General features: G+C 68.9%; 20 protein-coding genes and 1 pseudogene. 10 read left to right on the plus strand and 11 right to left on the minus strand.

The window, feature by feature from the left end; all coding sequences use genetic code 11:
* The 3 genes from folD to RN02_RS05075 all read right to left on the minus strand — a co-directional run bounded on the left by folD (position 1) and on the right by RN02_RS05075 (position 2,841).
* Positions 1 to 888: a bifunctional methylenetetrahydrofolate dehydrogenase/methenyltetrahydrofolate cyclohydrolase FolD gene (folD, locus tag RN02_RS05065; RefSeq protein WP_043313391.1), complete on the minus strand. Its 888-nt coding sequence runs from the start codon at positions 886 to 888 to the stop codon at positions 1 to 3.
* Positions 885 to 1,751 (minus strand): formyltetrahydrofolate deformylase, encoded by an 867-nt coding sequence (gene purU, locus RN02_RS05070; RefSeq protein WP_043313393.1) that lies wholly within the window; start codon positions 1,749 to 1,751, stop codon positions 885 to 887. Before purU (RN02_RS05070) ends, folD begins: the two co-directional genes overlap by 4 nt.
* Positions 1,752 to 2,247: 496 nt before the next feature.
* The gene (locus RN02_RS05075) at positions 2,248 to 2,841 is read right to left on the minus strand and encodes a helix-turn-helix domain-containing protein (RefSeq protein ID WP_009622552.1); all 594 of its coding nucleotides are present in this window, start codon (positions 2,839 to 2,841) and stop codon (positions 2,248 to 2,250) included.
* Between the two features lie 287 nt (positions 2,842 to 3,128).
* Between RN02_RS05075 and glnT the strand changes: the two genes are divergently transcribed.
* From glnT to RN02_RS05110, 7 genes are all read left to right on the plus strand, one after another.
* Positions 3,129 to 4,463, plus strand: a complete 1,335-nt coding sequence (glnT, locus tag RN02_RS05080; RefSeq protein WP_009622550.1) for a type III glutamate--ammonia ligase — start codon at positions 3,129 to 3,131, stop codon at positions 4,461 to 4,463.
* Between the two features lie 91 nt (positions 4,464 to 4,554).
* Entirely contained in the window at positions 4,555 to 5,460 is a 906-nt protein-coding gene (locus tag RN02_RS05085) for a class II glutamine amidotransferase (protein ID WP_009622549.1), read from the plus strand.
* A gap of 32 nt (positions 5,461 to 5,492) precedes the next feature.
* Entirely contained in the window at positions 5,493 to 6,167 is a 675-nt protein-coding gene (locus RN02_RS05090; protein ID WP_009622548.1) for a glutamate synthase, read from the plus strand.
* A gap of 22 nt (positions 6,168 to 6,189) precedes the next feature.
* A complete protein-coding gene (locus RN02_RS05095) occupies positions 6,190 to 7,515 on the plus strand; it encodes an FMN-binding glutamate synthase family protein (RefSeq protein ID WP_043313394.1) in 1,326 nt (441 codons plus the stop codon).
* A gap of 756 nt (positions 7,516 to 8,271) precedes the next feature.
* The gene (locus RN02_RS05100) at positions 8,272 to 9,591 is read left to right on the plus strand and encodes an ammonium transporter (protein WP_043313395.1); all 1,320 of its coding nucleotides are present in this window, start codon (positions 8,272 to 8,274) and stop codon (positions 9,589 to 9,591) included.
* A gap of 11 nt (positions 9,592 to 9,602) precedes the next feature.
* On the plus strand, positions 9,603 to 9,941 hold the full coding sequence (locus RN02_RS05105) for a P-II family nitrogen regulator (protein ID WP_043313396.1): 339 nt from the start codon (positions 9,603 to 9,605) through the stop codon (positions 9,939 to 9,941).
* Positions 9,942 to 10,009: 68 nt separating this feature from the next.
* A complete protein-coding gene (locus tag RN02_RS05110) occupies positions 10,010 to 10,351 on the plus strand; it encodes a DMT family transporter (RefSeq protein ID WP_043271769.1) in 342 nt (113 codons plus the stop codon).
* A gap of 368 nt (positions 10,352 to 10,719) precedes the next feature.
* Here RN02_RS05110 and RN02_RS34545 read toward each other — a convergent pair.
* The 8 genes and pseudogenes from RN02_RS34545 to RN02_RS05150 all read right to left on the minus strand — a co-directional run.
* A pseudogene (locus RN02_RS34545) lies at positions 10,720 to 11,688 on the minus strand (methyl-accepting chemotaxis protein); the annotation flags it as partial.
* Between the two features lie 69 nt (positions 11,689 to 11,757).
* Positions 11,758 to 14,103: a DUF1989 domain-containing protein gene (locus RN02_RS05120; RefSeq protein ID WP_043313397.1), complete on the minus strand. Its 2,346-nt coding sequence runs from the start codon at positions 14,101 to 14,103 to the stop codon at positions 11,758 to 11,760.
* A 49-nt stretch (positions 14,104 to 14,152) separates the two neighbouring features.
* Positions 14,153 to 15,523 carry a flavin-containing monooxygenase gene (locus RN02_RS05125; RefSeq protein ID WP_043313398.1) on the minus strand — a complete coding sequence of 457 codons (1,371 nt, stop codon included), beginning with the start codon at positions 15,521 to 15,523 and terminating at the stop codon, positions 14,153 to 14,155.
* Positions 15,524 to 15,548: 25 nt separating this feature from the next.
* Positions 15,549 to 16,406 carry a formyltetrahydrofolate deformylase gene (gene purU / locus RN02_RS05130; protein ID WP_043313401.1) on the minus strand — a complete coding sequence of 286 codons (858 nt, stop codon included), beginning with the start codon at positions 16,404 to 16,406 and terminating at the stop codon, positions 15,549 to 15,551.
* 53 nt (positions 16,407 to 16,459) lie between these two features.
* Positions 16,460 to 17,590, minus strand: a complete 1,131-nt coding sequence (locus RN02_RS05135; protein WP_043313403.1) for an aminomethyltransferase family protein — start codon at positions 17,588 to 17,590, stop codon at positions 16,460 to 16,462.
* 32 nt (positions 17,591 to 17,622) lie between these two features.
* Positions 17,623 to 18,639 (minus strand): heme-dependent oxidative N-demethylase family protein, encoded by a 1,017-nt coding sequence (locus tag RN02_RS05140; RefSeq protein ID WP_009622537.1) that lies wholly within the window; start codon positions 18,637 to 18,639, stop codon positions 17,623 to 17,625.
* Between the two features lie 10 nt (positions 18,640 to 18,649).
* A complete protein-coding gene (locus tag RN02_RS05145) occupies positions 18,650 to 19,576 on the minus strand; it encodes a PDR/VanB family oxidoreductase (protein ID WP_043313405.1) in 927 nt (308 codons plus the stop codon).
* Positions 19,573 to 20,103: a dimethylamine monooxygenase subunit DmmA family protein gene (locus RN02_RS05150; protein ID WP_043313408.1), complete on the minus strand. Its 531-nt coding sequence runs from the start codon at positions 20,101 to 20,103 to the stop codon at positions 19,573 to 19,575. The genes RN02_RS05145 and RN02_RS05150 overlap by 4 nt, the downstream gene beginning before the upstream one ends.
* A gap of 244 nt (positions 20,104 to 20,347) precedes the next feature.
* On the opposite strand from RN02_RS05150, the gene RN02_RS32110 reads away from it, so the two are divergent.
* From RN02_RS32110 to RN02_RS05165, 3 genes are read left to right on the plus strand one after another with little or no spacing between them, the layout of a single operon-like run.
* Positions 20,348 to 21,478 (plus strand): sensor histidine kinase, encoded by a 1,131-nt coding sequence (locus RN02_RS32110; protein WP_058071946.1) that lies wholly within the window; start codon positions 20,348 to 20,350, stop codon positions 21,476 to 21,478.
* Positions 21,447 to 22,073: a response regulator gene (locus RN02_RS05160; RefSeq protein WP_043313446.1), complete on the plus strand. Its 627-nt coding sequence runs from the start codon at positions 21,447 to 21,449 to the stop codon at positions 22,071 to 22,073. Before RN02_RS32110 ends, RN02_RS05160 begins: the two co-directional genes overlap by 32 nt.
* 12 nt (positions 22,074 to 22,085) lie before the next feature.
* Positions 22,086 to 22,820, plus strand: a complete 735-nt coding sequence (locus RN02_RS05165; protein WP_009622530.1) for a PAS domain-containing protein — start codon at positions 22,086 to 22,088, stop codon at positions 22,818 to 22,820.
* The last annotated feature ends 84 nt before the right edge of the window (positions 22,821 to 22,904 follow it).

Below are 22,904 nucleotides of genomic sequence, written 5' to 3' on the forward strand. Positions count from 1 at the left end.
TTACTCCGCGGTGGCGCCGGCGCGTTGCAGGCGCGCGGCGGCCAGGGTGTTCTTCATCAGGTAGGCGATGGTCATCGGCCCAACGCCGCCGGGCACCGGGGTGATGGCCGCGGCCTGGGACAGGGCGCTGGCGAAGTCGACGTCGCCGACCAGCTTGCTGCGGCCGTCCTCGTCGATGCGGTTGATGCCCACGTCTATCACCACCGCGCCGGGCTTCAGCCAGCTGGCGTCGACCAGGCGCGGCTTGCCCACGGCGGCGACCACGATGTCGGCCTGGCGGCACAGCTCGCGCAGGTTGGCGCTGCGCGAGTGCACCACGGTCACCGTGCAGTGGGCCTTGAGCAGCAGCGCGGCCATCGGTTTGCCGACGATATTGGAGCGGCCGATGACCACCGCGTGCTTGCCGGCGAGGTCGCCACAGGTGTCGTGCAGCAGGCGCATGCAGCCGGCCGGGGTGCAGGGCGTGAGCACGTCGCGGCCCTGGCTGAGGCCGCCGACGTTCTCGCTGTGGAAGCCGTCGACGTCCTTCAGCGGGTCGATGGCCTGGAGCACGCGGTTTTCGTCTATGTGCTTGGGCAGCGGCAGTTGCACGAGGATGCCGTTCACCGCCGGGTCTTCGTTCAATTCGGCGATCAGCTGGAGCAGGGTGGCCTCGCCGGTGTCCGCCGGCAGCTTGTGCTCCAGCGAGCGGATGCCGACTTCCTCGGCGCGCAGCACCTTGTTGCGCACGTAGACCTGGCTGGCCGGGTCGCTGCCCACCAGCACCACGGCGAGGCCCGGCTGGATGCCGTGCTCGCGCAGGGCCAGGACTTCCTCGCGGACCTCGGCGAGCACCCGCGCCGAGGTGGCCTTGCCGTCGATGAGCTTGACGCTGGGAATGGCATTCATTTGAAGATCACCGTGCGGTCGTGGTTGAGGAATACGCGATGTTCCAGGTGGTACTTCACCGCGCGGGACAGCGCGATGGTCTCGGTGTCGCGGCCGATGGCCACCAGGTCGTCGGGGGCGTAGGCGTGGTCCACGCGCTGCACTTCCTGCTCGATGATCGGGCCCTCGTCGAGGTCGCTGGTGACGTAGTGCGCGGTGGCGCCGATCAGCTTCACGCCGCGCTCGTAGGCCTGGTGGTAGGGCTTGGCGCCCTTGAAGCCGGGCAGGAACGAGTGGTGGATGTTGATGGCCTTGCCGGAGAGCTGCTTGCAGAGGTCGTCGGAGAGGATCTGCATGTAGCGGGCGAGCACCACCAGCTCGGTGCCGGTCTCCGCGACTATCTTCAATAGCTCGGCTTCCTGCTGGGCCTTGGTGTCTTTCGTGACCGGCAAGTAGATGAAGCGGATGCCTTCGCGCTCGGCCATCGGCCGCAGGTCGAGATGGTTGGAGACGATGGCGGTGATGCTCATCTCCAACTCGCCCTTGGCGTGGCGGTAGAGCAGGTCGGCCAGGCAATGGTCGAACTTGCTGACCATCAGCAGCACGCGCATCGGCTTGGCGCTGCTGTGCAGGCTCCAGTCCATGTCGAAGCGGCTGGCCACGTCGGCGAAACCGGACTCGATGTTGCCGATGTCGCCCTCCAGGCCCTCGTTGAAGCGGAACACGGCGCGCATGAAGAAGCGGCCGCTGCCTTCGTCGTCGAACTGCGCCATCTCGCTGATGTAGCAACCCTGCTCGGCCAGGTAGGTGGTCACCGCCGCGACTATCCCGGACACCGCCGGGCAACTGATGCGGATGATGAAGTGGCTGGGGGTGTGGTGCATGTCGGGTCCTCGTGATGTGTGGAGGCAGCTCGGCGCGCAAGGGCGGAAGTTTCACCGGCGGGGACGGCTTTTGCCGGTGAATGGATTTTTACTGTTGGGAATATAAATTTCCTTTCGCGCTTTTATAGGCGAAGCGAATCCGTGGGTCCATACCCTGGGGAAAATTTTTATCCTGACAGGAAAGTTTTCGGCCGGACGGTCGGGGAGTGCAGCGGGCCGGCGGATCGTTGTAGGAGCGAGCTTGCTCGCGAACCGCATGGCACCGTATTTGTTCGCGAGCAAGCTCGCTCCTACAGGGGGACGGTGCAGGCATTGACATCGGCGGATAACCGCGAATGGTTATGCGCCCTACGCGGGAATCACGCCTCACCTCGGACTGTAGGAGCGGGTGGGGTGGTGTAGGAGCGGATCTCATTCGCGAATCGCGCCGGAATCTCCGGCTATCGCGGACAAGCTCGCTCCTACAGGGGAATGGCGTGCCTGGTCTCCCGGCCGCTCAATCGTTGCCGTAGTTCATGATCGACAACAGCCGGATCGGCACCTGCACCAGCTTCTCCGGGCCGTGGGGCGTTTCGCCGTCGAAGGTCAGGCTGTCGCCGGCCTGCATGGGGTAGAGCTGGTTGCCGTGGCGGTACACCAACTCGCCCTCCAGCAGGTGGAGGAACTCGGTGCCGGGGTGGGAGAAGGTCGGGAACTCCTCGCTGGCGTCGTCCATGCTGACCATGTAGGCCTCGAAGTTCTTCTTCGGCCCGCGGGTGTGGTTGAGCAACTGGTAGGTGTGACCCTTCTCGGTGCCCCGGCGCACCACTTCCAGGCCGTCGCCGGCCTTCACCAGCAGGGCGTTGCCGTCGGGCTGGTCGTACTGGCTGAAAAGTTTCGACATCGGCATGCCGAGCACGTCGCACAGGCGGCTCAGGGTGTCGAGGCTGGTGGAGACCTGGGCGTTCTCGATCTTGCTCAGCATGCCCTGGCTGATCCCCGCGATGCGCGCCACGTCCGCCAGCTTGAGCTCCTGCGCCTGGCGCTGGCGCTTGATCTGCATGCCCAGGTACTGCTCCAGGCGGAGGCGCGGTTGGGTCTCGGTCGACATTCAGGGTTCCTGCACGGTTTAGGTTCAAGAATAATTATTTCGCACTGAGAAAGTGCGGAGAGGCGGCTGCGGCTTGGCAACTTTCCCACAGTGAAAGCAAGTTTCCCATATATACAGAAGAAAAGCCGCCGTGGCTGCCTCCCATCACGGCGCTCCGGACTTGGCACTGGCATTGCATTCCTAATGGGAAAGTAAGTTTCCTGAGCGGAATTCGAGGGGCGGAAGCCCCGGCGCAAACCGCCCCAGGCACCGACAACGCCTTGCCCATTCAACCGGAGAGCTCCCCCATGTTGCCAAGCGAAACCCAGCGCACCATCGACCAGCACGGCATCAAGTACGTGCTGGCCCAGTTCGTCGACATCCACGGCGCGGCGAAGACCAAGTCGGTGCCGGTGTCCGGCCTCAAGGCGGTGGCCGAGGAGGGCGCCGGGTTCGCCGGGTTCGCCATCTGCGGCATGGGCATGGAGCCCCACGGCCCGGACTTCATGGCCCGCGGCGACCTCTCCACGCTGATCCCGGTGCCCTGGCAGCCGGGCTATGGCCGCGTGGTGTGCATCGGCCACGTCGACGGCAAGCCGCACCCCTACGACAGCCGCTTCGTGCTGCAGCAGCAGGTGCAGCGCCTGGCCGACAAGGGCTGGGTGCTGAACACCGGGCTGGAGCCGGAATTCAGCCTGTTCCGCCGCGACGCCCAGGGCAAGCTGCAGCTGGTGGACGCCTCGGACAACCTCGACAAGCCCTGCTACGACTACAAGGGCCTGTCGCGCTCCCGCGAGTTCCTCGAACGCCTGACCGAGGCCCTGCAGCCGGTGGGCTTCGACATCTACCAGATCGACCACGAGGACGCCAACGGCCAGTTCGAGATCAACTACACCTACAGCGACGCCATGGAATCGGCCGACCGCTTCACCTTCTTCCGCATGGCCGCCGGCGAGATCGCCAACGACCTGGGCATGATCTGCTCGTTCATGCCCAAGCCCGACCCCAAGCGCGCCGGCAACGGCATGCACTTCCACCTGTCGATCGCCAGCGCCAGCAACAAGAACCTCTTCCACGACCCGTCCGACCCCAGCGGCGTGGGCCTGTCCAAGCTGGCCTACCACTTCGCCGCCGGCCTGCTGGCCCATGGACCTGCGCTGTGCGCCTTCGCCGCGCCCACGGTCAACTCCTACAAGCGCCTGGTGGTGGGCCGCTCGCTGTCCGGCGCCACCTGGGCCCCGGCGTTCATCGCCTACGGCGCCAACAACCGTTCGGCGATGGTGCGCATCCCCTACGGCCGCCTGGAGTTCCGCCTGCCCGACGCCGGCTGCAACCCCTACCTGGTCACCGCCGCCATCATCGCCGCCGGCCTGGACGGCATCGACCGCCAGCTGGAGCCGGGCGAGATGTGCAACGAGAACCTCTACAACCTCAGCCTGGAGGAGATCGCCGCGCGCGGCATCAAGACCCTGCCGCAGTCGCTGAAGGAAGCCACCGACGCCCTGGAGGCCGACCCGCTGTTCCGCGAGGTGCTCGGCGCCGAGATCGTCGACGAGTTCATCAAGCTCAAGCGCATGGAGTGGGTGGAATACAGCCGCCACGTCTCCGACTGGGAGATCCAGCGCTACACCGAATTCTTCTGACCGCCGCGCCCGCCGGGCGCACCCCATTTACCCCTCTGGGCGACCGTGACGACCAAGCGGCGGCCGCCTGCTGCCTCGAAGGAGACGAACCATGTGCGGAATCGTAGGCCTCTACCTGAAGAAGCCCGAACTGGAGAGCCAGCTCGGCAAGCTCTTCGAACCCATGCTGCAAGCCATGACCGACCGCGGCCCGGACAGCGCCGGCTTCGCCATCTACGGTGACGAAGTGGCCGACGGCTGGGTCAAGCTGACCCTCCAGGCCAGCGACGCCGGCTACCCCTGGGCCGAGCTGATGGGCGCTTTGGAAGCGCGCCTGGGCTGCTCGCTGGACTGGTTCCAGAACGCCAGCGCCGCGGTGCTGAAAATCCACTGCGACGAAGCCGCGGTGCGCCAGGCCCTGGCCGAGCTGGCCCCGGCGGTGCGCATCATGAGCGCCGGGCAGAGCATCGAAATCCTCAAGGGCATGGGCCTGCCGCAGGAAATCTCGCAGCGCTTCGGCCTGGCCGGCATGAAGGGCAGCCACATCATCGGCCACACCCGCATGGCCACCGAGAGCGCGGTGACCATGGAGGGCAGCCACCCGTTCTCCACCGGCGCCGACCTGTGCCTGGTGCACAACGGCTCGCTGTCCAACCACTTCCGCCTGCGCCAGGAACTCAAGCGCCAGGGCATCGCCTTCGAGACCGACAACGACAGCGAGGTGGCCGCCGGCTACCTGACCTGGCGCCTGCGCCAGGGCGACAGCCTGGCCCAGGCCCTGGACGGCGCGCTGAACGACCTGGACGGCTTCTTCACCTTCGCCATCGGCACCCGCAACGGCTTCGCCGTGATCCGCGACCCCATCGCCTGCAAGCCGGCGGTGCTGGCCGAAACCGACGACTACGTGGCCATGGCCTCGGAATACCAGGCCCTGGCCAGCCTGCCGGGCATCGACAAGGCGCGCGTCTGGGAACCGGAGCCGGCCACCCTCTACGTCTGGGAGCGCGAAAGCGCCTGACCCGCACCGAGCAGAACATTGGAGACCCTTGCATGAAGACCATCGACCTTTCCAGCGCCTCGGTGCGCGAACTCAACCAGGCCCTGCACGGCGAGGTGCAGGACCGCGAATGGCTGGTGACCCACCCCGACGGCAAGCACAACCTGGCCGTGGGCATCGACCAGGCGGTGTCCGTGGATATCCAGGGCCACGCCGGCTACTACTGCGCGGGCATGAACCAGAAGGCCAGCGTCACCGTGCACGGCAACGTGGGTGTGGGCGTGGCGGAGAACATGATGTCCGGCAGCGTGCGGGTGAAGGGCAGCGCCTCCCAGGCCGCCGGCGCCACCGCCCACGGCGGGCTGCTGGTGATCGAAGGCGACGCCGGGGCGCGCTGCGGCATCTCGATGAAGGGCGTGGACATCGTGGTCGGCGGCAGCATCGGCCACATGAGCTGCTTCATGGGCCAGGCCGGGCGCCTGGTGGTCTGCGGCGACGCCGGCGACGCCCTGGGCGACTCGCTCTACGAGGTGCGCATCTACGTCAAGGGCGAGGTCAAGTCCCTGGGCTCGGACTGCATCGAGAAGGAAATGCGCGCCGAGCACCTGGTGGAGCTGAAGGAGCTGCTCAACCGCGCCGGCTTCGACGAGGACCCGGCCGCCTTCAAGCGCTACGGCTCGGCCCGCCAGCTGTACAACTTCAAAGTCGACAACGCTTCGGCCTACTGATCGCGCCGCGAGGAGACCCCCCATGAGCGAGAAACACACCCCGGTGCTGCGCGAGTCCGCCACCTTCGACCGCCTGACCATCCAGGAAATCCAGCGCGCCGCCGAGACCGGCATCTACGACATCCGCGGCGGCGGCACCAAGCGCAAGCTGCCGCACTTCGACGACCTGCTGCTGCTGGGCGCCAGCGTTTCGCGCTATCCGCTGGAAGGCTACCGCGAGAAGTGCGGCACCGACGTGGTGCTGGGCACCCGCTTCGCCAAGAAGCCGATCCACCTGAAGATCCCGGTGACCATCGCCGGCATGAGCTTCGGCGCGCTCTCGGCCAACGCCAAGGAAGCCCTGGGCCGCGGCGCCAGCATCGCCGGCACCAGCACCACCACCGGCGACGGCGGCATGACCCCGGAAGAGCGCGGCCAGTCCCGGCACCTGGTGTACCAGTATCTGCCCTCGCGCTACGGCATGAACCCCGACGACCTGCGCAAGGCCGACGCCATCGAGATCGTCCTGGGGCAGGGCGCCAAGCCCGGCGGCGGCGGCATGCTGCTGGGCATGAAGGTCACCGAGCGCGTCGCCGGCATGCGCACCCTGCCGATCGGCGTTGACCAGCGCAGCGCCTGCCGCCACCCGGACTGGACCGGCCCGGACGACCTGGCGATCAAGATCGCCGAGCTGCGCGAGATCACCGATTGGGAAAAACCCATCTACGTGAAGATCGGCGCCAGCCGCCCGTACTACGACGTCAAGCTGGCGGTGAAGGCCGGCGCCGACGTGATCGTCCTCGACGGCATGCAGGGCGGCACCGCGGCCACCCAGGAAGTGTTCATCGAGCACGTCGGCATCCCCATCCTGCCGGCTATCCCGCAGGCGGTGCAGGCGCTGCAGGAAATGGGCATGCACCGCCAGGTGCAGCTGATCGTCTCCGGCGGCATCCGCAACGGCGCCGACGTGGCCAAGGCCATGGCCCTGGGCGCCGACGCGGTGGCCATCGGCACCGCCGCGCTGGTGGCCCTGGGCGACAACCACCCGCGCCTGGACGAGGAACTGAAGAAGATCGGCTCGGCCGCCGGCTACTACGACGACTGGCAGAACGGCCGCGACCCGGCCGGCATCACCACCCAGGACCCGGAGCTGTCCAAGCGCCTGGACCCGGTGGAAGCCGGCCGCCGCCTGGCCAACTACCTGCGGGTGCTGGTGCTGGAGGCGCAGACCATGGCCCGCGCCTGCGGCAAGTCGCACCTGCACAACCTCGACCCGGAAGACCTGGTGGCCCTGACCGTGGAAGCCGCGGCCATGGCCCGCGTGCCCCTGGCTGGCACCAACTGGGTGCCGGGGCAGGTGCGGTACTGAGCCACGGCGGGTAGTCCCCGAAGGCCGGCGAGCGATCGCCGGCCTTTTTGTTTTCGCCGGCAGGGCATCGCGGACGGAGTCCGCTCCTACGGTTACAGGGAAGCACGGTCGTAGGAGCAACTGTCTTGCGCCGATGTGCTCTTCGTAGGATGGGTTGAGCTTGCGATACCCATGCTGCCGTGGTGATGGGTATCGCTTCGCTCAACGCCATCCTACGAAAAGCCGTGCTTCCTGGCACCGTAGGACCTTGTTCGCGATGGCCGGAACCAACGGCGCGAATCGCGGATGAATCCGCTACGCCGCCCCACCCACACCATTCCCATGTAGGAGCGCGCCCTGCGCGCGAATCGCGGGCAGGGCCCCTACAGGTTACCGGGAGGTACGGTATTCCTCCTCCGTAGTAGCGGACTCCGTCCGCGATTGGATTTACCGGCCACGCCGGACACCCCGGCGCGGGCCTGCCATATTGCTTGACAGGAAATTCAAATTCGCACCAAGAAAATGCGCGGCCCGCCAGCCGCAACCCTGGCCCGCTCACCATCCATCCGGAACAAAGCCTTTCCATTCAATCACCTAGCAGAAATTACCGGCCTCCGGCGAGCCTTGGCAGGCCAATTGCTATGCCTCTAGGGAAATAAAGTTGCCCTACAGGAAGGCACTGGCTACGGCCCGGCCACCTGCCCAGGGCGCTCGAAACGCCGGCCCGTGCCCCGACCGCGGGCCGGCCCCGTCCCCGTCGGTTGGAGGCAACAGGCAATGATCCGGTTTTCACACGTGAGCCGCAGTATGTTGGGCCTTTCCCTGCTGTTCGGCAGCGTCGCCGCCCTGGCGGACGAGGCGCCGCCGGCGATCAACAGCGGCGACACCGCCTTCGTCGCGCTCTGCTCGCTGGTGGTGCTGCTGATGACCCTGCCGGGCCTGGCGCTGTTCTATGGCGGCATGGCGCGGACCAAGAACGTGCTGTCGATCCTCATGCAGGTGTTCTGCACCGCCTCGCTGATGTCGGTGCTGTTCGCCGTGTACGGCTACAGCCTGACCTTCACCGACGGCGGCGCGCTGCAGTCGGTGGTCGGCGGCCTGGACAAGCTGTTCATGGTCGGCATCACCAAGGACTCGGTGGTCGGCACCATCCCCGAGTACCTGTACTTCCTGTTCATGCTGCTGTTCGCCGCCATCACCCCGGCGATCATCGTCGGCGCCTTCGCCGAGCGTATGAAGTTCGCCGCGGTCATGGTGTTCATGGCGGTGTGGCTGACCATCAACTACATCCCCATGGCGCACATGGCCTGGGGCGGCGGCTGGGTGTTCGACCTGGGCGTGCAGGACTTCGCCGGCGGCAACGTGGTGCACCTCAACGTCGGCATCGCCGCGCTGGTGGGCGCCTGGCTGCTGGGCCGGCGCCGCGGCTTCGGCACCGCCACCCTGGCGCCGCACAACATGACCATGACCCTCACCGGCGGCTCGCTGCTGTGGGTGGGCTGGCTGGGCTTCTGCGGCGGCTGCGCGCTGGCCGCCAGCGGCTTCGCCATGCTGGTGATGGTCAACACCATGCTCGCCAGCTGCGCCGGCGCCCTGGCCTGGATGCTCGTCGAATGGCAGCACAAGGGCCGGCCGAGCCTGTTCGGCGCGGTGTCCGGCGCCATCGCCGGGCTGGTGGCGATCACCCCGGCGTGCGGCTACGTCGGCCCCATGGGTGCCATCCTGCTCGGCCTGATCGCCGGCCCGGTGTGCGTCTGGTCGGTGGACAAGCTCAAGCCGATGATCGGCCTGGACGACGCCTTCGACGTGTTCGGCGTGCACGGCGTGGCCGGCATCCTCGGTGGCCTGCTGACCCCGGTGTTCGCCCTCACTGCCATCGGCGGCCAGGGCTTCCCCGAAGGCCGCGGGTTGTTCGACCAACTGCTGGTCAATGGCGGTGCCATTCTCTTCAGCATCTGCTTCTCCGGCGTCACCAGCCTGGTCGCCTTCAAGGTGGCCGCGGCGCTGTGCGGCGGGCTGCGCGTGGACGAGGAAGCCGAGGTGGACGGGCTTGACCTCTCCGCCCACGGCGAAGTCGGCTACAAGTACTCCAACTGAGGATCGCTGCCATGAAACTCATCACCGCGATCATCAAACCCTTCCGCCTGGACGACGTGCGCCTGGCGCTGACCGAGGCCGGCGTGCACGGCGTGACCGCCACCGAGGTCAAGGGCTACGGCCGGCAGAAGGGCCATTCGGAGGTGTACCGGGGCGCCGAGTACGTCGTGGAACTGCTGCCCAAGGTGAAACTGGAGGTGGTGGTCGGCGACACCCTGTGCCAGGCCGCCGTCGACGCCATCCTCAAGGCGGCGCGCACCGGCAAGATCGGCGACGGCAAGGTGTTCGTCCAGGACCTGGAGAGCATCGTGCGCATCCGCACCGGCGAGCTGGGCGAAGACGCCGTCTGAGCCCCTTGCAGCACCCAGCGCCGACGCCTTCGCGTCGGCGTTGTTTTTTGGCAAAGGAGAAATGACCGATGGCCTGGTTGAACGGCTGGGGCTACCTGGTCCTGGCGGGGCTCTGCGAAGTGCTGTACGCCTCGATCATCCCCCGCACCGAGGGCTTCACCCGGCTGGGGCCGAGCCTCTACTGCGGGGTGTTCCTGGCGCTGAGCATCTACCTGCTGAGCCTGGCGGTGCGGGAGCTGCCGCTGGGGTTGGCGTATGCGGTGTGGGTGGGAATTGGCACGCTGGGTACGGTGGCCTATGGCAGCCTGTTTCTCGGGGAGCCGTTGGGGGCGTTGAAGGCGCTGTGCCTGGTGATGATCGTGGGGGGGATCGTCGGGTTGAAGCTGGTGGGGGGAGGGGAGGTGGTGTAGGGGGGATCGTGGGCGTTGTCCCGTTCGTGCCATTGCCATGTAGGAGCGCGCCCTGCGCGCGAAATCGCGGGCAGGGCCCGCTCCTACAGGAGGGATGGAGACGCTGGGGTTGAGAGCGCCCTCTCCCTAACCCTCTCCCTGAAGGGAGAGGGGACCGTTCGGAGTGCTCGGGTATTTTGGAGTCAGCCGGCTAGCACGAAGTTGCCGGCTGACGCCAAATCCATTCTCGGCACGGACTAGCCCCCTCTCCCTTCAGGGAGAGGGCTGGGGAGAGGGGACGGCGTTCATCTCAAGCACAGCTGCTGCCGGCGAGTACCGTTCGCGAGCAAGCTCGCTCCTACGAAAAGATTGCGCCTGCTGGCTCAGTGCTGCTGCAACATCGCCTGGATCTGCTGCACCGACTCCTGGGTGCGCCTTGCCAGGTTGCGCACCTCGTCGGCCACCACGGCGAAGCCGCGGCCCTGTTCGCCGGCGCGGGCGGCTTCTATGGCGGCGTTCAGGGCCAGCAGGTTGGTCTGCTCGGCTATGCCGCGGATCACCCCGGCCACCTGGGCGATCTGCCCGTAGGTGGTCTGGATGTTCGCCTGCTCGCGTTCGTGCAGGGCGGCGGCGGCTTTTTCGTCGCTGATCTCGCGCACCGCGCCGGTCACGTACAGCAGGCGGCCGCGGTTGTCGCGCAGGCAGCGGCCGCGTTCGCGGAACCAGATTTCGCCGCGGCTCTTGTGGCGCATGCGGTATTCCACCGCGTAGGAGCCGTCGCCGTTGGTGTCGGCCATGGCGGCGTTGAAGGTCTGCATGACCGTCTTCAGGTCGTCCGGGTTGACCACGCCGAAGTAGCTGTCCCAGCCGTCGGGGAATTCCTCGCGCCGGTAGCCGATCAGCTCGCGGAACTGCTCGGACCAGCGGATCAGGTTGTGCGGGTGGTCCGGGTCGCCGTTGACCACGTTCATCGCCCAGCAGCCTTCGGTGAGGGTGCGCTGGGTCAGTTCCCAGACCTGGCGTTCCTCCTGCCATTGCCGGCGTTCGGCCTCCAGCTCGCCGAGCTGGCGCTGCTGCTGTTCCAGCTCGTCGCGCAACTGCTGGTTCTGCTGCTCGGCCTGGGCCAGGCGCCGTGTCAGGTCCTGGTATTCCTCGGCGCTGCAGGGCGCTGGCGGCTGCCGTTCGGCGTGCTGGCGGAAGCTCAGCAGCTCCTGCCAGCCACGCTGCAGGCGTTCCAGGCTGGCGCGCAGGCGCGGCTCGCAGTGCCGCGGCGGCGCCGTGTCAGGTTCGCTGGAAAGCTGGTCGAGCCACTGGCCGAGCTCCTCGGCCAGGTTGCGGGATGCCTTGCTGAACCACATCGGCCGTTCCTCCTTGGTCTGCGAGCGACGCGTTGCCTACACACTGCAAAAGCCACTCCAGAAAGCGCCTCAGGCGCGCACGCGGCTCTTCTGCGGGTCGTAGGCCACGGTGCCGGCGGCCACTTGCGCGCGGATGCGCTTCTGCTGGCCGTCGAGCTTGCCGACCTCCACCGCCGTGCCCGGCTCGCAGTAGCCCACGTCCAGCCGGCACAGGGCGATGTTCCTGCCCAGCAGCGGCGAGCGGGTGGCGCTGGTGACGACGCCGACCTGGGCGCGGCCGACGTGCACGCAGTCGCCGTGCGCGGCCGGCTCGTTGCCTTCCAGTTCCAGCCCCACCAGGCGGCGTTGCGGGTTGGCGCTGCGCTTTAGCAGGGCATCCTTGCCGATGAAGTCGGCCTGCTTGGTCTTCAGCGGCACGCAGAAGCCGATGCCGGCCTCGAAGGGGTCGGTCTGGTCGTCGAACTCGTAGCCGGCGAACACCAGCCCGGCCTCGATGCGCAGCATGTCCAGCGCGTGCAGGCCCAGGGGCACCAGGCCCAGGGGTTCGCCCAGCTGCCACAGGCGTTGCCACACGGCCATGGCGTCGCTCGGGTGGCACCACAGCTCGTAGCCCAGCTCGCCGGTGTAGCCGGTGCGCGAGACCATCAGCGGCGCGCCGTTGTAGTCGTCGAGGCGGCCGGTGAGGAAGCGGAACCAGCCCAGGTCCTCCAGCTTTGGCTGGGTGCCCGGCGTCCAGACCATGCCCTTGAGCAGTTCGCGGGCCAGCGGGCCCTGCACGGCGATGTTGTGGATCTGCTCGGAGGCGCTCTTGATCCACACCTTCATGCCCAGCTTCTGCGCCTGTTCGCGCAGCCAGTCGCCGGCGTAGTCCTCGCCGCCGATCCAGCGGAAGGCGTCCGGTCCCAGGCGCAGCAGGGTGCCGTCGTCGAGCATGCCGCCGTGTTCGTAGCACATCGCCGAGTACACCACCTGGCCGACCGCCAGCTTGCGCACGTCGCGGGTCAGGCAGTAATCCAGCAGGGCCTCGGCGTCCGGGCCCAGCACCTCGAACTTGCGCAGGGCGGAGAGGTCCATCACCGCCACTTTCCCGCGGCAGCCGTGGTATTCCTCGATGGCGCCGTAGCCGTCGAAATGCGTCGGCGTCCAGAAGCCGCGGTAGTCGACGAACTGCCGGGTGAGGGCGGCGGTGCCGGGGTGGAAGCCGCTTTCGCGGGTCAGTTGCGGGTCGGCGTCGGGCGTCTTGCGGTTGGCCATGGCGATACTGAAACGCTCCTTTTCGCTGTACACGCGGACGTGGATGTCGGTGGGCTGCCAGCCGTTGGCCGGGTCGATGTCGTCGGGGCAGGAACTGCTGGCGCAGACCAGGTCGGTGAGGGCGCGCAGCAGCACGTAGTCGCCGGGGCGCGACCAGGGTTCGTCGAGGGTCAGCTGCTGGTGCGCGTCGACCCCGGTGTTGAAGAAGAAGTTGATCGCCGGCCAGCCGGCGCGGCCGCGCACGCCATGGCTGGCGAGGGCGCGGCTGAGGTTGTCGCTGCAGTTGGCGTGGCCGAAGTAGCCCTGGGCTTCGTAGTAGCGCGCGGTGCAGGCCAGGGCGAAGGTGTCGTGGCGGCCCACGGTGTCGCGCACTACCTCCAGCATCGGCTGCAGGTCGCGGTCGTAGAAGCGGCTGTACAGGCCCGGGCCGGGGTAGGCGTTGCCGTTGAGGGTGCGGGTGACGGTGGGGTCCAGGTCGATCTCGCGGCCGGCGTCCAGGCCGCGGCGGTCGAAGGCGACGAAGTCCGAGCACTGGCGGCCGGCGACGTCGAGCACCTGGATGTACTGCCCGGCGGCGACCGTGTAGGCGTTGGCGCTGCCGGGGCGGATGGTGAATTCGTCCAGCACCTCGCCCAGCGGCGCCGGCAGCGGCGGGGCGAGCAGCTGGCGCGGGTTGGCGCGGTGCACCAGCAGGCGCAGTTCGCTGGCCCGCGCCTGGCTGTCTACCGGCGTGGGGCCGCCGGGCGCGGCCACTATCACCAGCAGCGCCGCACTGGCGTCGAGGGTGCGGCTGAAGCCGGCCGGCGTGCCGCCTTCCCACAGCCGCGCGGCACTCGGCAGGTGGCGGCAGTCGATGCCGCGCCGGGCCAGGCCGGCGCTGACGTGGGCAGCCTCGCGGCTGCCGTCGTGCAACAGGTGGTGGATGAAGTCGGTGCCGGGGCTGGGTACCAGGCCGAGGTCGGCCAGGGCCGGACGGCCATCGGTGGCGAAGGCCAGCAGCTCGGCGCCCTGGTCGCCTTCCAGGTCGATGGCCTGCAGCCGGTCGCCGGCTTCCAGGGCCAGCACGGTCAGGCCGCCGGGGGCGACGCGGTGGCGCTCCAGCGCCGGGGCGCGGGCGAACAGGGCCGGCTCGAAGGGCCGGCTCGTCACGGGCAGGTTCATTCTCGTGCTCCACGCAAGGCGGGGCGGCGGGGCCGCCCCGGGAGAAGGCTCAGAGGGCTTTCCTGAGCTGGTCCACCGGCTGGTCGGCCAGGTAGGCCTCCAGCGAATCGTCCAGGGCCTGCAGCCAGGGCGTGTGGTGCGGCGTGGCGAGGGTGCCGGTGATCAGCGAGCGGTGGCACTTGTCGCGGTAGCCCATGATGTTTTCGTACTTGTCCTGCTTCCATTGCAGGAAGGTGTTGTTCACCTCGGCGATGTCGAAGCTGGGGTAGTCGGTGGCCTTGATCAGCTGGCGGATGTACTCGCCCTGGAACTCGAACATCTGCCGGGCGTTCTCCAGGGTTTCCTCCTCCTGGCGCCAGGCCAGGTCCTCGGCGCGCATCAGCGCCGGGCTCGGCAGGGCGATGCGCCCGAGGATCACGTCGCGGGCGTACCAGGCCTGGGCGTCGAACATGTTGAAGCTGTACCACTGGTCCTGCATGCCGAGGTAGACCAGCCGCGGGTTCTGCTCCCAGAACACGCCCTTGTAGAGGTTCAGCGGCCACAGGCGGTTGTCGGTCTTCAGCCGCAGCTCCTCCGGCAGGAAGGGGAAGTGGTGCTTGTAGCCGGTGCACAGGATGATGGCGTCGACGCGCTTGCTGCTGCCGTCGGCGAAGAAGGCGGTGCTGCCCTTGACCTGGGTGAGCAGCGGTTTCTCCTCCCAGTTCTCCGGCCACTTGTAGCCCATGGGCGCGCTGCGGTAGCAACTGGTGATGCTGCGCGCGCCGTATTTGAAGCACTGCGAGCCGATGTCCTCGGCCGAGTAGCTGCCGCCGACGATGAGCACGTCCTTGCCCTGGAATTCCAGGGCGTCGCGGAAGTCGTGGGCGTGCAGCACGCGCCCGGCGAAGCTCTCGAAGCCGTCGAAGTAGGGCACGTTGGGCGTGGAGAAGTGGCCGCTGGCGACCACCACGTAGTCGAAGGCCTCGCTGTAGGTGCGGTCGTCGTCGTAGCTGTGGGCGGTGACCTCGAAGGTGCCGCCGGCCTCGTCCCAGGTGACGTTGCGCACCGTGGTGTTGAAGCGGATGTAGGGGCGCACGCCGGCCTTGACCACGCGGCCCTTGATGTAGTCCCAGAGCACCTCGCGCGGCGGGTAGGAGCCCATGGGCCGGCCGAAGTGCTCGTCGAAGCTGTAGTCGGCGAACTCCAGGCATTCCTTCGGCCCGTTGGACCAGAGGTAGCGGTACATGCTGCCGTGCACCGGCTCGCCGTGCTCGTCCAGGCCGGTGCGCCAGGTGTAGTTCCACATGCCGCCCCAGTCGGCCTGCTTCTCGAAGCAGACCAGTTCGGGGATGTCGGCGCCCTTGTCGCGCGCCGACTGGAAGGCCCGCAGCTGGGCCAGGCCGCTGGGGCCGGCGCCGATGATGGCGACTCTTTGCTTCATGTCCGGTGCTCCACGTTCGTAGTTGTCAGGAGAAGATCACGGTCTTGTCGCGGTTGATGAACACGCGGTGTTGCAGGTGGTACTTGAGCGCCCGCGACAGGGCCACGGTCTCGGTGTCGCGGCCGATGGCGACCAGCGCCTCGGGGCTGTAGGCGTGGTCCACGCGCTGCACTTCCTGCTCGATGATCGGGCCCTCGTCGAGATCGGAGGTCACGTAATGCGCGGTGGCGCCGATCAGCTTCACGCCGCGCTCGTAGGCCTGGTGGTAGGGCTTGGCGCCCTTGAAGCCGGGGAGGAAGGAGTGGTGGATGTTGATGGCCTTGCCGGAGAGCTGTTTGCAGAGGTCGTCGGAGAGGATCTGCATGTAGCGGGCGAGGACCACCAGTTCGGTGCCGGTCTCGGCGACTATCTTCAGCAGCTCGGCTTCCTGCTGGGCCTTGGTGTCCCTGGTCACCGGCAGGTAGATGAAGCGGATGCCTTCTCGCTCGGCCATGGGGCGCAGGTCGAGGTGGTTGGAGACGATGGCGGTGATCTGCATCTCCAGCTCACCCTTGGCGTGGCGGTACAGCAGGTCGGCCAGGCAATGGTCGAACTTGCTGACCATCAGCAGCACGCGCATCGGCCGCTGGCCGTCGAACAGCTGCCAGTGCATGTCGAAGGGCACGGCGACGTCCTCGAAGCCGTCGCGCAGGGCCTGGATGTCGCCCTTGGCGTCGGCGTCGAAGCGGAACACGGCGCGCATGAAGAAGCGCCCGGTGATCTCGTCGTCGAACTGCGACAGCTCGCTGATGTAGCACTGCCGCCCGGCCAGGTAGGTGCTGACGGCGGCGACTATCCCGGAGCGCGCCGGGCAGTCGATGGTGAGGATGTAGTGGGTGTCCATGTTCGGTCTCGCAGCAGGGTGGAAGGCCGCCCGGCGCACCGGGCGGGCAGGGCTCAGCCCTTGGCGGTGCGCTTCTTCTTCTCGGGGTCGTCGAAGGGCAGGGTGTGGGCGATGGCGCCGGCCTGCAGGCTGCCGCGCACCTGCAGCGGCACGCCCTGTTCGGCGCAGTCGGTGCTCAGCCGGGCGATGGCCATGGAACGGCCGGTCAGCCGCGAGTACATGGCGCAGGTGATCAGCCCCACTTCCTGCCCGGCATGCCACAGGGTGTCGCCGGCCTGGGCGGCCTGCTCGCCGTCGAGCAGCACGCCGAAGATGCGGAAGCGCTCCTGGCCCTTGAGCCGGTAGTGCTCGCCGGCGCCGCGGAAGTCCTGCTTGCCGGGCGACACGGTGAAGTCCAGGCCCAGCTCCCAGAGGCTGTCGCCGGCCTTCTCGTCGGCGAAGGGGTACATCTGCGAGTTGTCGTAGGGGTAGAACAGCAGGTAGCTCTCCACCCGCAGCCAGTCCAGGGCGGTGAAGGCGCAGGGGATGATGCCCAGGTCCTTGCCCTGTTCGAGGATGCCGTCCCAGATGGCCGGGGCGTCGGCGGCCTTGCAGAAGATCTCGTAGCCGCGCTCGCCGGTGTAGCCGGTGCGCGAGATCATCACCGGATGCCCGAACAGCTTGCCCAGCAGGTGGTGGAAGTAGGGCAGCTCGCGGATGCCCGGCACGTGCCTGGCGAGGAAGTCCACCGCCAGCGGGCCCTGCAGCGACAGGTCGTGCAGGTCGTCGTCGAACAGCACCGCCACCTGCCGGCCCTGGGCCGAGCGGATGAGCATCTCGTGGCCGACGCCGGCCCCGTGCACCACCATGAAGGCGTTGGGGCCGGTGCGGTAGACGATGCAGTCGTCGGCGAACCTGCCGTCCTCGTCGAGCATGCAGGCGTACACCGACTTGCCCGGGTAGAGCTTGGAGATGTCGCGGGTGGTGGCCCAGTCCAGCAGGCTCTCGGCGTGGGGGCCGACGTAGTGCACCTTCTTCAGCCCGGACACGTCCATCAGCCCTGCGCGGGTGCGGATCGCCTCGTGGTGGTCGGCGAGGTCGCTGGCGTAGGTCCAGGCGGTGCCCATGCCGTTCCAGTCCTCGAGTTTGGAGCCAAGCGCCAGGTGGCGTTCACGCAGGGCGCTGATGCGCCAGGAATTGGCCATGGGGTAATCCTCTTGTAGTGGGTGGCGGTTCTTCAGGCTTGCGGATCGAACGGCCGCAGCCAGTCGAGCAGGGCGCCGCGGTAGCGGCTCAGGCCCTTGTAGTCGGCGATCGGCTCGGGCAGGTCGCGCAGCACGCGGTACAGGCGCCGGGCCCAGTGCGGCTGGGTGGCCAGCTCGTTCATGCTGATCAGGTAGGTGCGGATGCTGAACATCAGCGCGTGGCTGCGCGGCAGGCGCGCCATCACCTGCAGCTCCACGCGCAGGTGCACCAGCTCGCCGGCGTTCTGCGCGGTGACGCTGCCGCGGTCGGCGCCCCACTCGTGGTAGGTCTCCGGCGAGGTGTCCAGGCGCGGGTTGATGGTCATGGTCCAGTTCAGCCGGCGCATCGGCTGGCCCACCTGCAGGTTCAGCAGGTACTTCAGGGCGCGGTCGAACACGCCCATCTGGTGCGCCATGGGCACCGGCGAGTGCCACTGCTTGAAGCTCATGCCGGCGTCGAAGGCCAGCGACCAGTCGGCCGGGCCGGTGACCATGCCGGCGTCCATGAACAGGTCGCCGTCGCGCTGGTCGAGCAGGGCGAAGTCGCCCTGTACCTGGCGGGTGATGTATTCCAGCGGCTCGCAGGGCAGGCTGCCGGCGTCGCCGTAGGTGAAGCGCTGGTGGATGCCCAGCACCAGGTTGCGCCACTCCCACTGCGCGCCCTCGCGGCGCAGCTGGAAGTACTGCGGGTAGTCGCTGGAAAGGCGCTCCATCAGCAGCGCCAGGGCGTCCCAGGCGGCCGGCTGCATGTGCGGCATCACCAGGCAGCGCGTCGGGTCGCGCTGCAGCACCAGGGCGCGCTCGGCCACCTCGGAGCGGTAGTGCTCGTCGATGTCGAACAGGTGCTCGAACACCGAGCCCGGCTCGCGCGGCACGGCCGGCTCGATGTTCACCGAGTACTGGTAGCGGTCTTCCGGGAAGGGGAACGGGAAGCGGCGGATGGCCTCCGCGCTGTTGGCGAAGCTGAAGGCCTCGCGGTAGCGCTCCACCGGCTTGAGGGTCGTGGGCATCGTGGTTCTCCTAGAGGTCGAGCAGGATCGGGCCGCAGCCGCGGGATACGCAGGGCATCAGGCTGCCGGCGCGTTCGCCGGCGTCGAGGACGTGGTCGCGGTGCTCCACCTCGCCCTTGAGGTAGCGCGTCTGGCACTGCCCGCAGACCCCGCCGCGGCACAGACTGGGCACTTCCACGCCGGCGCCTTCCAGGGCTTCGAGCAGGCTCTGCTCGGCGCCCACTTCCAGCTGGCGGCCGCTGCGCGCCAGCTCCACGCGGAACGGCTGGCCCGGCTCCGGCGCGGCGAAGGCTTCCCAGTGCACCCGCGAGTCGCTCCAGCCCAGCGCCGCGGCCTGCTCGCGCAGGGCCAGCAGCAGGCGCTGCGGGCCGCAGGCATAGACGTGGCTGCCCAGCGGGCGGTGGCGCAGCAGCTGATTGAGGTCCAGCGCGCGCTGGGCGCCGTCGTATTCGTGCAGGCGCTCGCCGAGCAGGTCGCGCAGTTCGCCCAGATAGGCGTCGCTGATCCCGCTGCGGTAGGCGTAGTGCAGTTCGAAATCCGCGCCGCGGCGCAGCAGTTCGCGGCAGTGGGCGAGGAAGGGTGTGATGCCGATGCCGCCGGCCACCAGGATGTGCCGGCGCGCCTCGCCGTGCAGGGCGAACAGGTTGGCCGGGGCGCCGACGCGCAGCCGGTCGCCGACCTGCAGTTGCTCGTGCAGGTAGCGCGAGCCGCCGCGGGACTTTTCCTGGCGGCGCACGGCGATGCGGTAGTGGCTGGCGTCGGCCGGGTCGCCCAGCAGCGAGTAGGCGTTGCGCAGGCCGTTGGGCAGGCACAGCTGCACGTGGCTGCCGGCGGAGAAGCCGGGCAGCGCGCCGTCCACGGCCTCGAAGGTGAATTCGCGGATCACCGGGGTGAGGGCGCGCACGGCGCTCACCCGCACGTCGAAGAAGGCGCTCATGGGCGGGCCTCCGCATAGGGTTGGTCGGCGTCGGCGCACACGCCCAGGTAGGCGCCCAGGCGCTGGGAGAAATGCCGCCGCACTTCCAGGCGCACGCCGCATTGGCGGCAGTCGTGGTGGTCGGCGGCGCCGGCGCTCTGCAAGGTGCCGCAGTGCACGCAGTACAGCGTGCGGGCGGCCCCGCCCTGGCGCAACAGGTGGATCTCGTCGGGGCGCAGGCCGGCCTGGCGGGCCAGGGCATGCAGCGGCCAGAGGAAGGCCTCGTCGCCCCACAGCAGCAGCTGCAGGCCGACGCTGGCGCTGGCCAGGCGTTCCTGCAGGGCGCGCGGGGCGTTCTGCGCATCGGTGGCCAGCAGTTCCAGTTCGCCGGCGGCCAGCCCGAGGCGGGCGGCCAGGGCGCGGGCCTGGTCGGCGTCGGCCTGTTGCATCACCAGCAGCGCCTGGCCGCCGGCCAGGCGCGGCGGGGCGTCGTAGCGGGGCAGGCTGGGCAGCGGCGGGGCGCTGGCGCAGAGAGCGGTATCGGTCATGGCTTCCTCGCTGGGTGGGTCGCCGCCGTGCCCGATCCTGAGGCGCGGGGCCTTGTGTTGGTGCGCATCCGGGCGCTGGCGGCGGCGAACTTTCGTGTTTCGCGTTGGGGAAAATATTTTCCTGTTGCGAATAACCGCTCAATCCGCAGGAGGTGATATCTCCAAAGGGGTAAGGGCCGCGGGGAGGACCCGCCGAGGGCATGAAAGTTGCTGCCGCTAGCGCAATTGCGAACGAGGGCTGGGCATGGGCGCACGGCGTGCGGGGTGGCTGGATTGCTGGCGGCAACGATGGCTCGCAGGCGCCGTCGCGTCCGCGCCACGGCGCGCCGAGGCCGAGCTGCTGCGCGGGCTGCTGGAGGAGCCGGGCAGCTGGGCGCCGCTGGCGCGCCTGCTCGCCGACCTGGCGGCGGCCCATCCCGCCGCCGCGCCCTGCCTGCTGCTGGACGAGCCCGGTCTGGCGGAGCCGCTGCGCCGCCCGGCGGCCTTCTGCGCCGAGCCCGACTGCCCATTGCGCGACCTGCCGGCCTTGCGCGCCGGCCCCTGCCGGCCCTGCCGGGCGCGTGGCGAGCCGCGCCAGCTGTGGCCGCTGGAATCGGGCGGCCATGCCGCGCTGGCGCTGCAGGACGCCACTGGCCGCCAGCACCGGGCGCTGCTGGCCTGGCTGCCGTTGCTGGCCGCCAGCGCCCACGGCATCGCCCGCCAGCGCGCGCGGCTGCGCCTGGAGCGCCACGGCCAGGACACCCTGCTGGCCCGCGAGCTGCACGACTCGGTGGCCCAGCAGCTGGGCTTCCTGGCCTTCCAGGCGAACCGCCTGCAGGGCCAGCTGCAGCGCCCGCAGCAGGCCGCGCCGTTGCTGGAGGAACTGCGCCACGGCCTGCAAGCGGTGCAGCGCCAGGTCCGCGAGCTGATCGGCAATGCCCGGCTGAGCCTGGGCGGGCGCAGCCTGCGCCAGTCGCTGCTGGATTCGGTGGAGGAGTTCGGCCGGCGCAGCACCATCGTCTTCGAACTGGACAACCGCCTGCCCGACGGCCTGCTCGACGACGAGCAGGCCCTGCAGGTGCTGCAGATCGTCCGCGAAGCGCTGGCCAACATCGTCCGCCACTCCCACGCGCGCACCGCGCGCATCGACCTGCGCCTGGCCCGGGGCGAGCTGCGGGTGACGGTCGAGGACGACGGCGTCGGCCTGCAGGCCTGCGGCGAGACCGGCCACTTCGGCCTGTCGATCATGCGCGAGCGGGCCCTGGCCATCGGCGCCGGCCTGAGCGTGAAGACCATCCCGCCACGGGGCACGCGGGTCGCGTTGCGGCTGCCCGGCGTGGCCCTCGACCCGGAGGAGAAAGTCGATGCACAGCGCCACCTTGCTGCTGATCGATGACCACCCGCTGTTCCGCCGCGGCCTGGCCGAGCTGCTCAGCGAAAGCGGCGAGTTCACCGTGGTCGGCCAGGCCTCCAGCGGCCGCGAGGGCATCAGCCTGGCCTGCCAGCTGAGCCCGGAGCTGATCCTGCTGGACCTGCACATGCCCGGCCTGGGCGGCCTGCAGGTGCTCGACGAGCTGCGCCAGCTGGAGCTGGACAGCCAGGTGATAGTGCTCACCGCCTCGGCCGACCGCGCCGAGCTGGCCGCCGCCCTGCGCCTGGGCGCCGAGGGCTACCTGCTCAAGGACACCGAGCCGGAGGCGCTGCTGGACTACGTGCGCGGCTGCGGCCGCGGCTCGGTGCAGCTGGACGGCAGCCTGGTGGCGCTGCTCGCCGAGCCCGGTCCCGCCGCGCCGCCGGACGAACTCACCGCCCGCGAGGGCCAGACCCTGGCGCTGATCGCCCGGGGCCTGAGCAACAAGCGCATCGCCCGCGAGCTGGGCATCAGCGACGGCACCGTGAAAATCTACGTGAAGAACCTGCTGCGCAAGTTCCACCTGGGCTCGCGCCTGGAACTGGCCGCCTGGGTCCACCGCGGCGGCGGCCCGCACTGAGGAGGACGGCACATGGCAACTCCCTTCGCCGATGGCCGCGACGACGGCGACCGCTACCCGGTGGCGCTGCTGCGCCTGGACGGCCGCGGCCGCATCCGCCGGGCCAACCGCGCCTGGCGCCTGTTGATGGGCGACAGCGGCCTGGGCGAGGAACTGGCCGCCTGCCTGCACCAGGAGGACCTGCCCGGCTGGCGCGCGGTGCTGCGCCAGGCCCGCCAGGGCGACGGCGCGCGGCAGTGCCTGCGCTTCATCGACGCCCACGGGCGCCTGCGCTGGTTCGACGTGCAGCTCGACGGCGACGCCGAGACGCTCTACCTGTCGCTCAGCGACGCCACCAGCCAGCGCCGCCAGGACGCTCGCCTGGAGGCCAGCCGGCGCGGCGCCGCCAGCCTGCTCGACGGCTTGCCCGGGCTGATCTACCGCGGGCGCAACAACCGCCAGTGGACCATGGAGTTCGTCAGCGCCGGCTGCCTGCAGCTCACCGGCTACCCGGCGCACTACCTCACCGACACCTACGAGCACAGCTACAGCACGCTGATCCTCGAGGAATACGCCGAATACGTCTGGGCCGGCGTGCAGCAGGCCCTGCTGCGCCGCGAGCCCTACGAGCTGACCTACCGCATCCGCTGCGCCGACGGGCGGATCAAGAACGTCTGGGAGAAGGGAGTGGGCATCTATGCCGACACCGGCGAGGTACTCGGCATCGAGGGGGCCATCTTCGAGGTGGGAGCACCGCCGCCGACGTGACGATTTCGCCTGTCGCGGGCCCGTCCCTGGTCGATACTCAAGCGGTCATGCCGGCGGCCGCCGGCGCGCGAGAGGGAGAGTGCG

This window comes from Pseudomonas sp. PI1 (assembly GCF_000812405.1).
In the GTDB taxonomy this organism is placed as follows: domain Bacteria; phylum Pseudomonadota; class Gammaproteobacteria; order Pseudomonadales; family Pseudomonadaceae; genus Pseudomonas; species Pseudomonas citronellolis.

Coding starts and splice junctions, on each gene's coding strand:
- RN02_RS05145 (WP_043313405.1), bottom strand. CDS start 19,576: ATGAGCGCCTTCTTCGACGTGCGGGTGAGCGCCGTGCGCGCCCTCACC.
- RN02_RS05125 (WP_043313398.1), bottom strand. CDS start 15,523: ATGAAGCAAAGAGTCGCCATCATCGGCGCCGGCCCCAGCGGCCTGGCC.
- RN02_RS05120 (WP_043313397.1), bottom strand. CDS start 14,103: ATGAACCTGCCCGTGACGAGCCGGCCCTTCGAGCCGGCCCTGTTCGCC.
- RN02_RS05160 (WP_043313446.1), top strand. CDS start 21,447: ATGCACAGCGCCACCTTGCTGCTGATCGATGACCACCCGCTGTTCCGC.
- RN02_RS05105 (WP_043313396.1), top strand. CDS start 9,603: ATGAAACTCATCACCGCGATCATCAAACCCTTCCGCCTGGACGACGTG.
- RN02_RS05110 (WP_043271769.1), top strand. CDS start 10,010: ATGGCCTGGTTGAACGGCTGGGGCTACCTGGTCCTGGCGGGGCTCTGC.
- RN02_RS05165 (WP_009622530.1), top strand. CDS start 22,086: ATGGCAACTCCCTTCGCCGATGGCCGCGACGACGGCGACCGCTACCCG.
- RN02_RS32110 (WP_058071946.1), top strand. CDS start 20,348: ATGGGCGCACGGCGTGCGGGGTGGCTGGATTGCTGGCGGCAACGATGG.
- RN02_RS05140 (WP_009622537.1), bottom strand. CDS start 18,639: ATGCCCACGACCCTCAAGCCGGTGGAGCGCTACCGCGAGGCCTTCAGC.
- glnT (WP_009622550.1), top strand. CDS start 3,129: ATGTTGCCAAGCGAAACCCAGCGCACCATCGACCAGCACGGCATCAAG.
- purU (WP_043313401.1), bottom strand. CDS start 16,406: ATGGACACCCACTACATCCTCACCATCGACTGCCCGGCGCGCTCCGGG.
- RN02_RS05075 (WP_009622552.1), bottom strand. CDS start 2,841: ATGTCGACCGAGACCCAACCGCGCCTCCGCCTGGAGCAGTACCTGGGC.
- RN02_RS05095 (WP_043313394.1), top strand. CDS start 6,190: ATGAGCGAGAAACACACCCCGGTGCTGCGCGAGTCCGCCACCTTCGAC.
- purU (WP_043313393.1), bottom strand. CDS start 1,751: ATGCACCACACCCCCAGCCACTTCATCATCCGCATCAGTTGCCCGGCG.
- RN02_RS05090 (WP_009622548.1), top strand. CDS start 5,493: ATGAAGACCATCGACCTTTCCAGCGCCTCGGTGCGCGAACTCAACCAG.
- folD (WP_043313391.1), bottom strand. CDS start 888: ATGAATGCCATTCCCAGCGTCAAGCTCATCGACGGCAAGGCCACCTCG.
- RN02_RS05135 (WP_043313403.1), bottom strand. CDS start 17,590: ATGGCCAATTCCTGGCGCATCAGCGCCCTGCGTGAACGCCACCTGGCG.
- RN02_RS05100 (WP_043313395.1), top strand. CDS start 8,272: ATGATCCGGTTTTCACACGTGAGCCGCAGTATGTTGGGCCTTTCCCTG.
- RN02_RS05150 (WP_043313408.1), bottom strand. CDS start 20,103: ATGACCGATACCGCTCTCTGCGCCAGCGCCCCGCCGCTGCCCAGCCTG.
- RN02_RS05085 (WP_009622549.1), top strand. CDS start 4,555: ATGTGCGGAATCGTAGGCCTCTACCTGAAGAAGCCCGAACTGGAGAGC.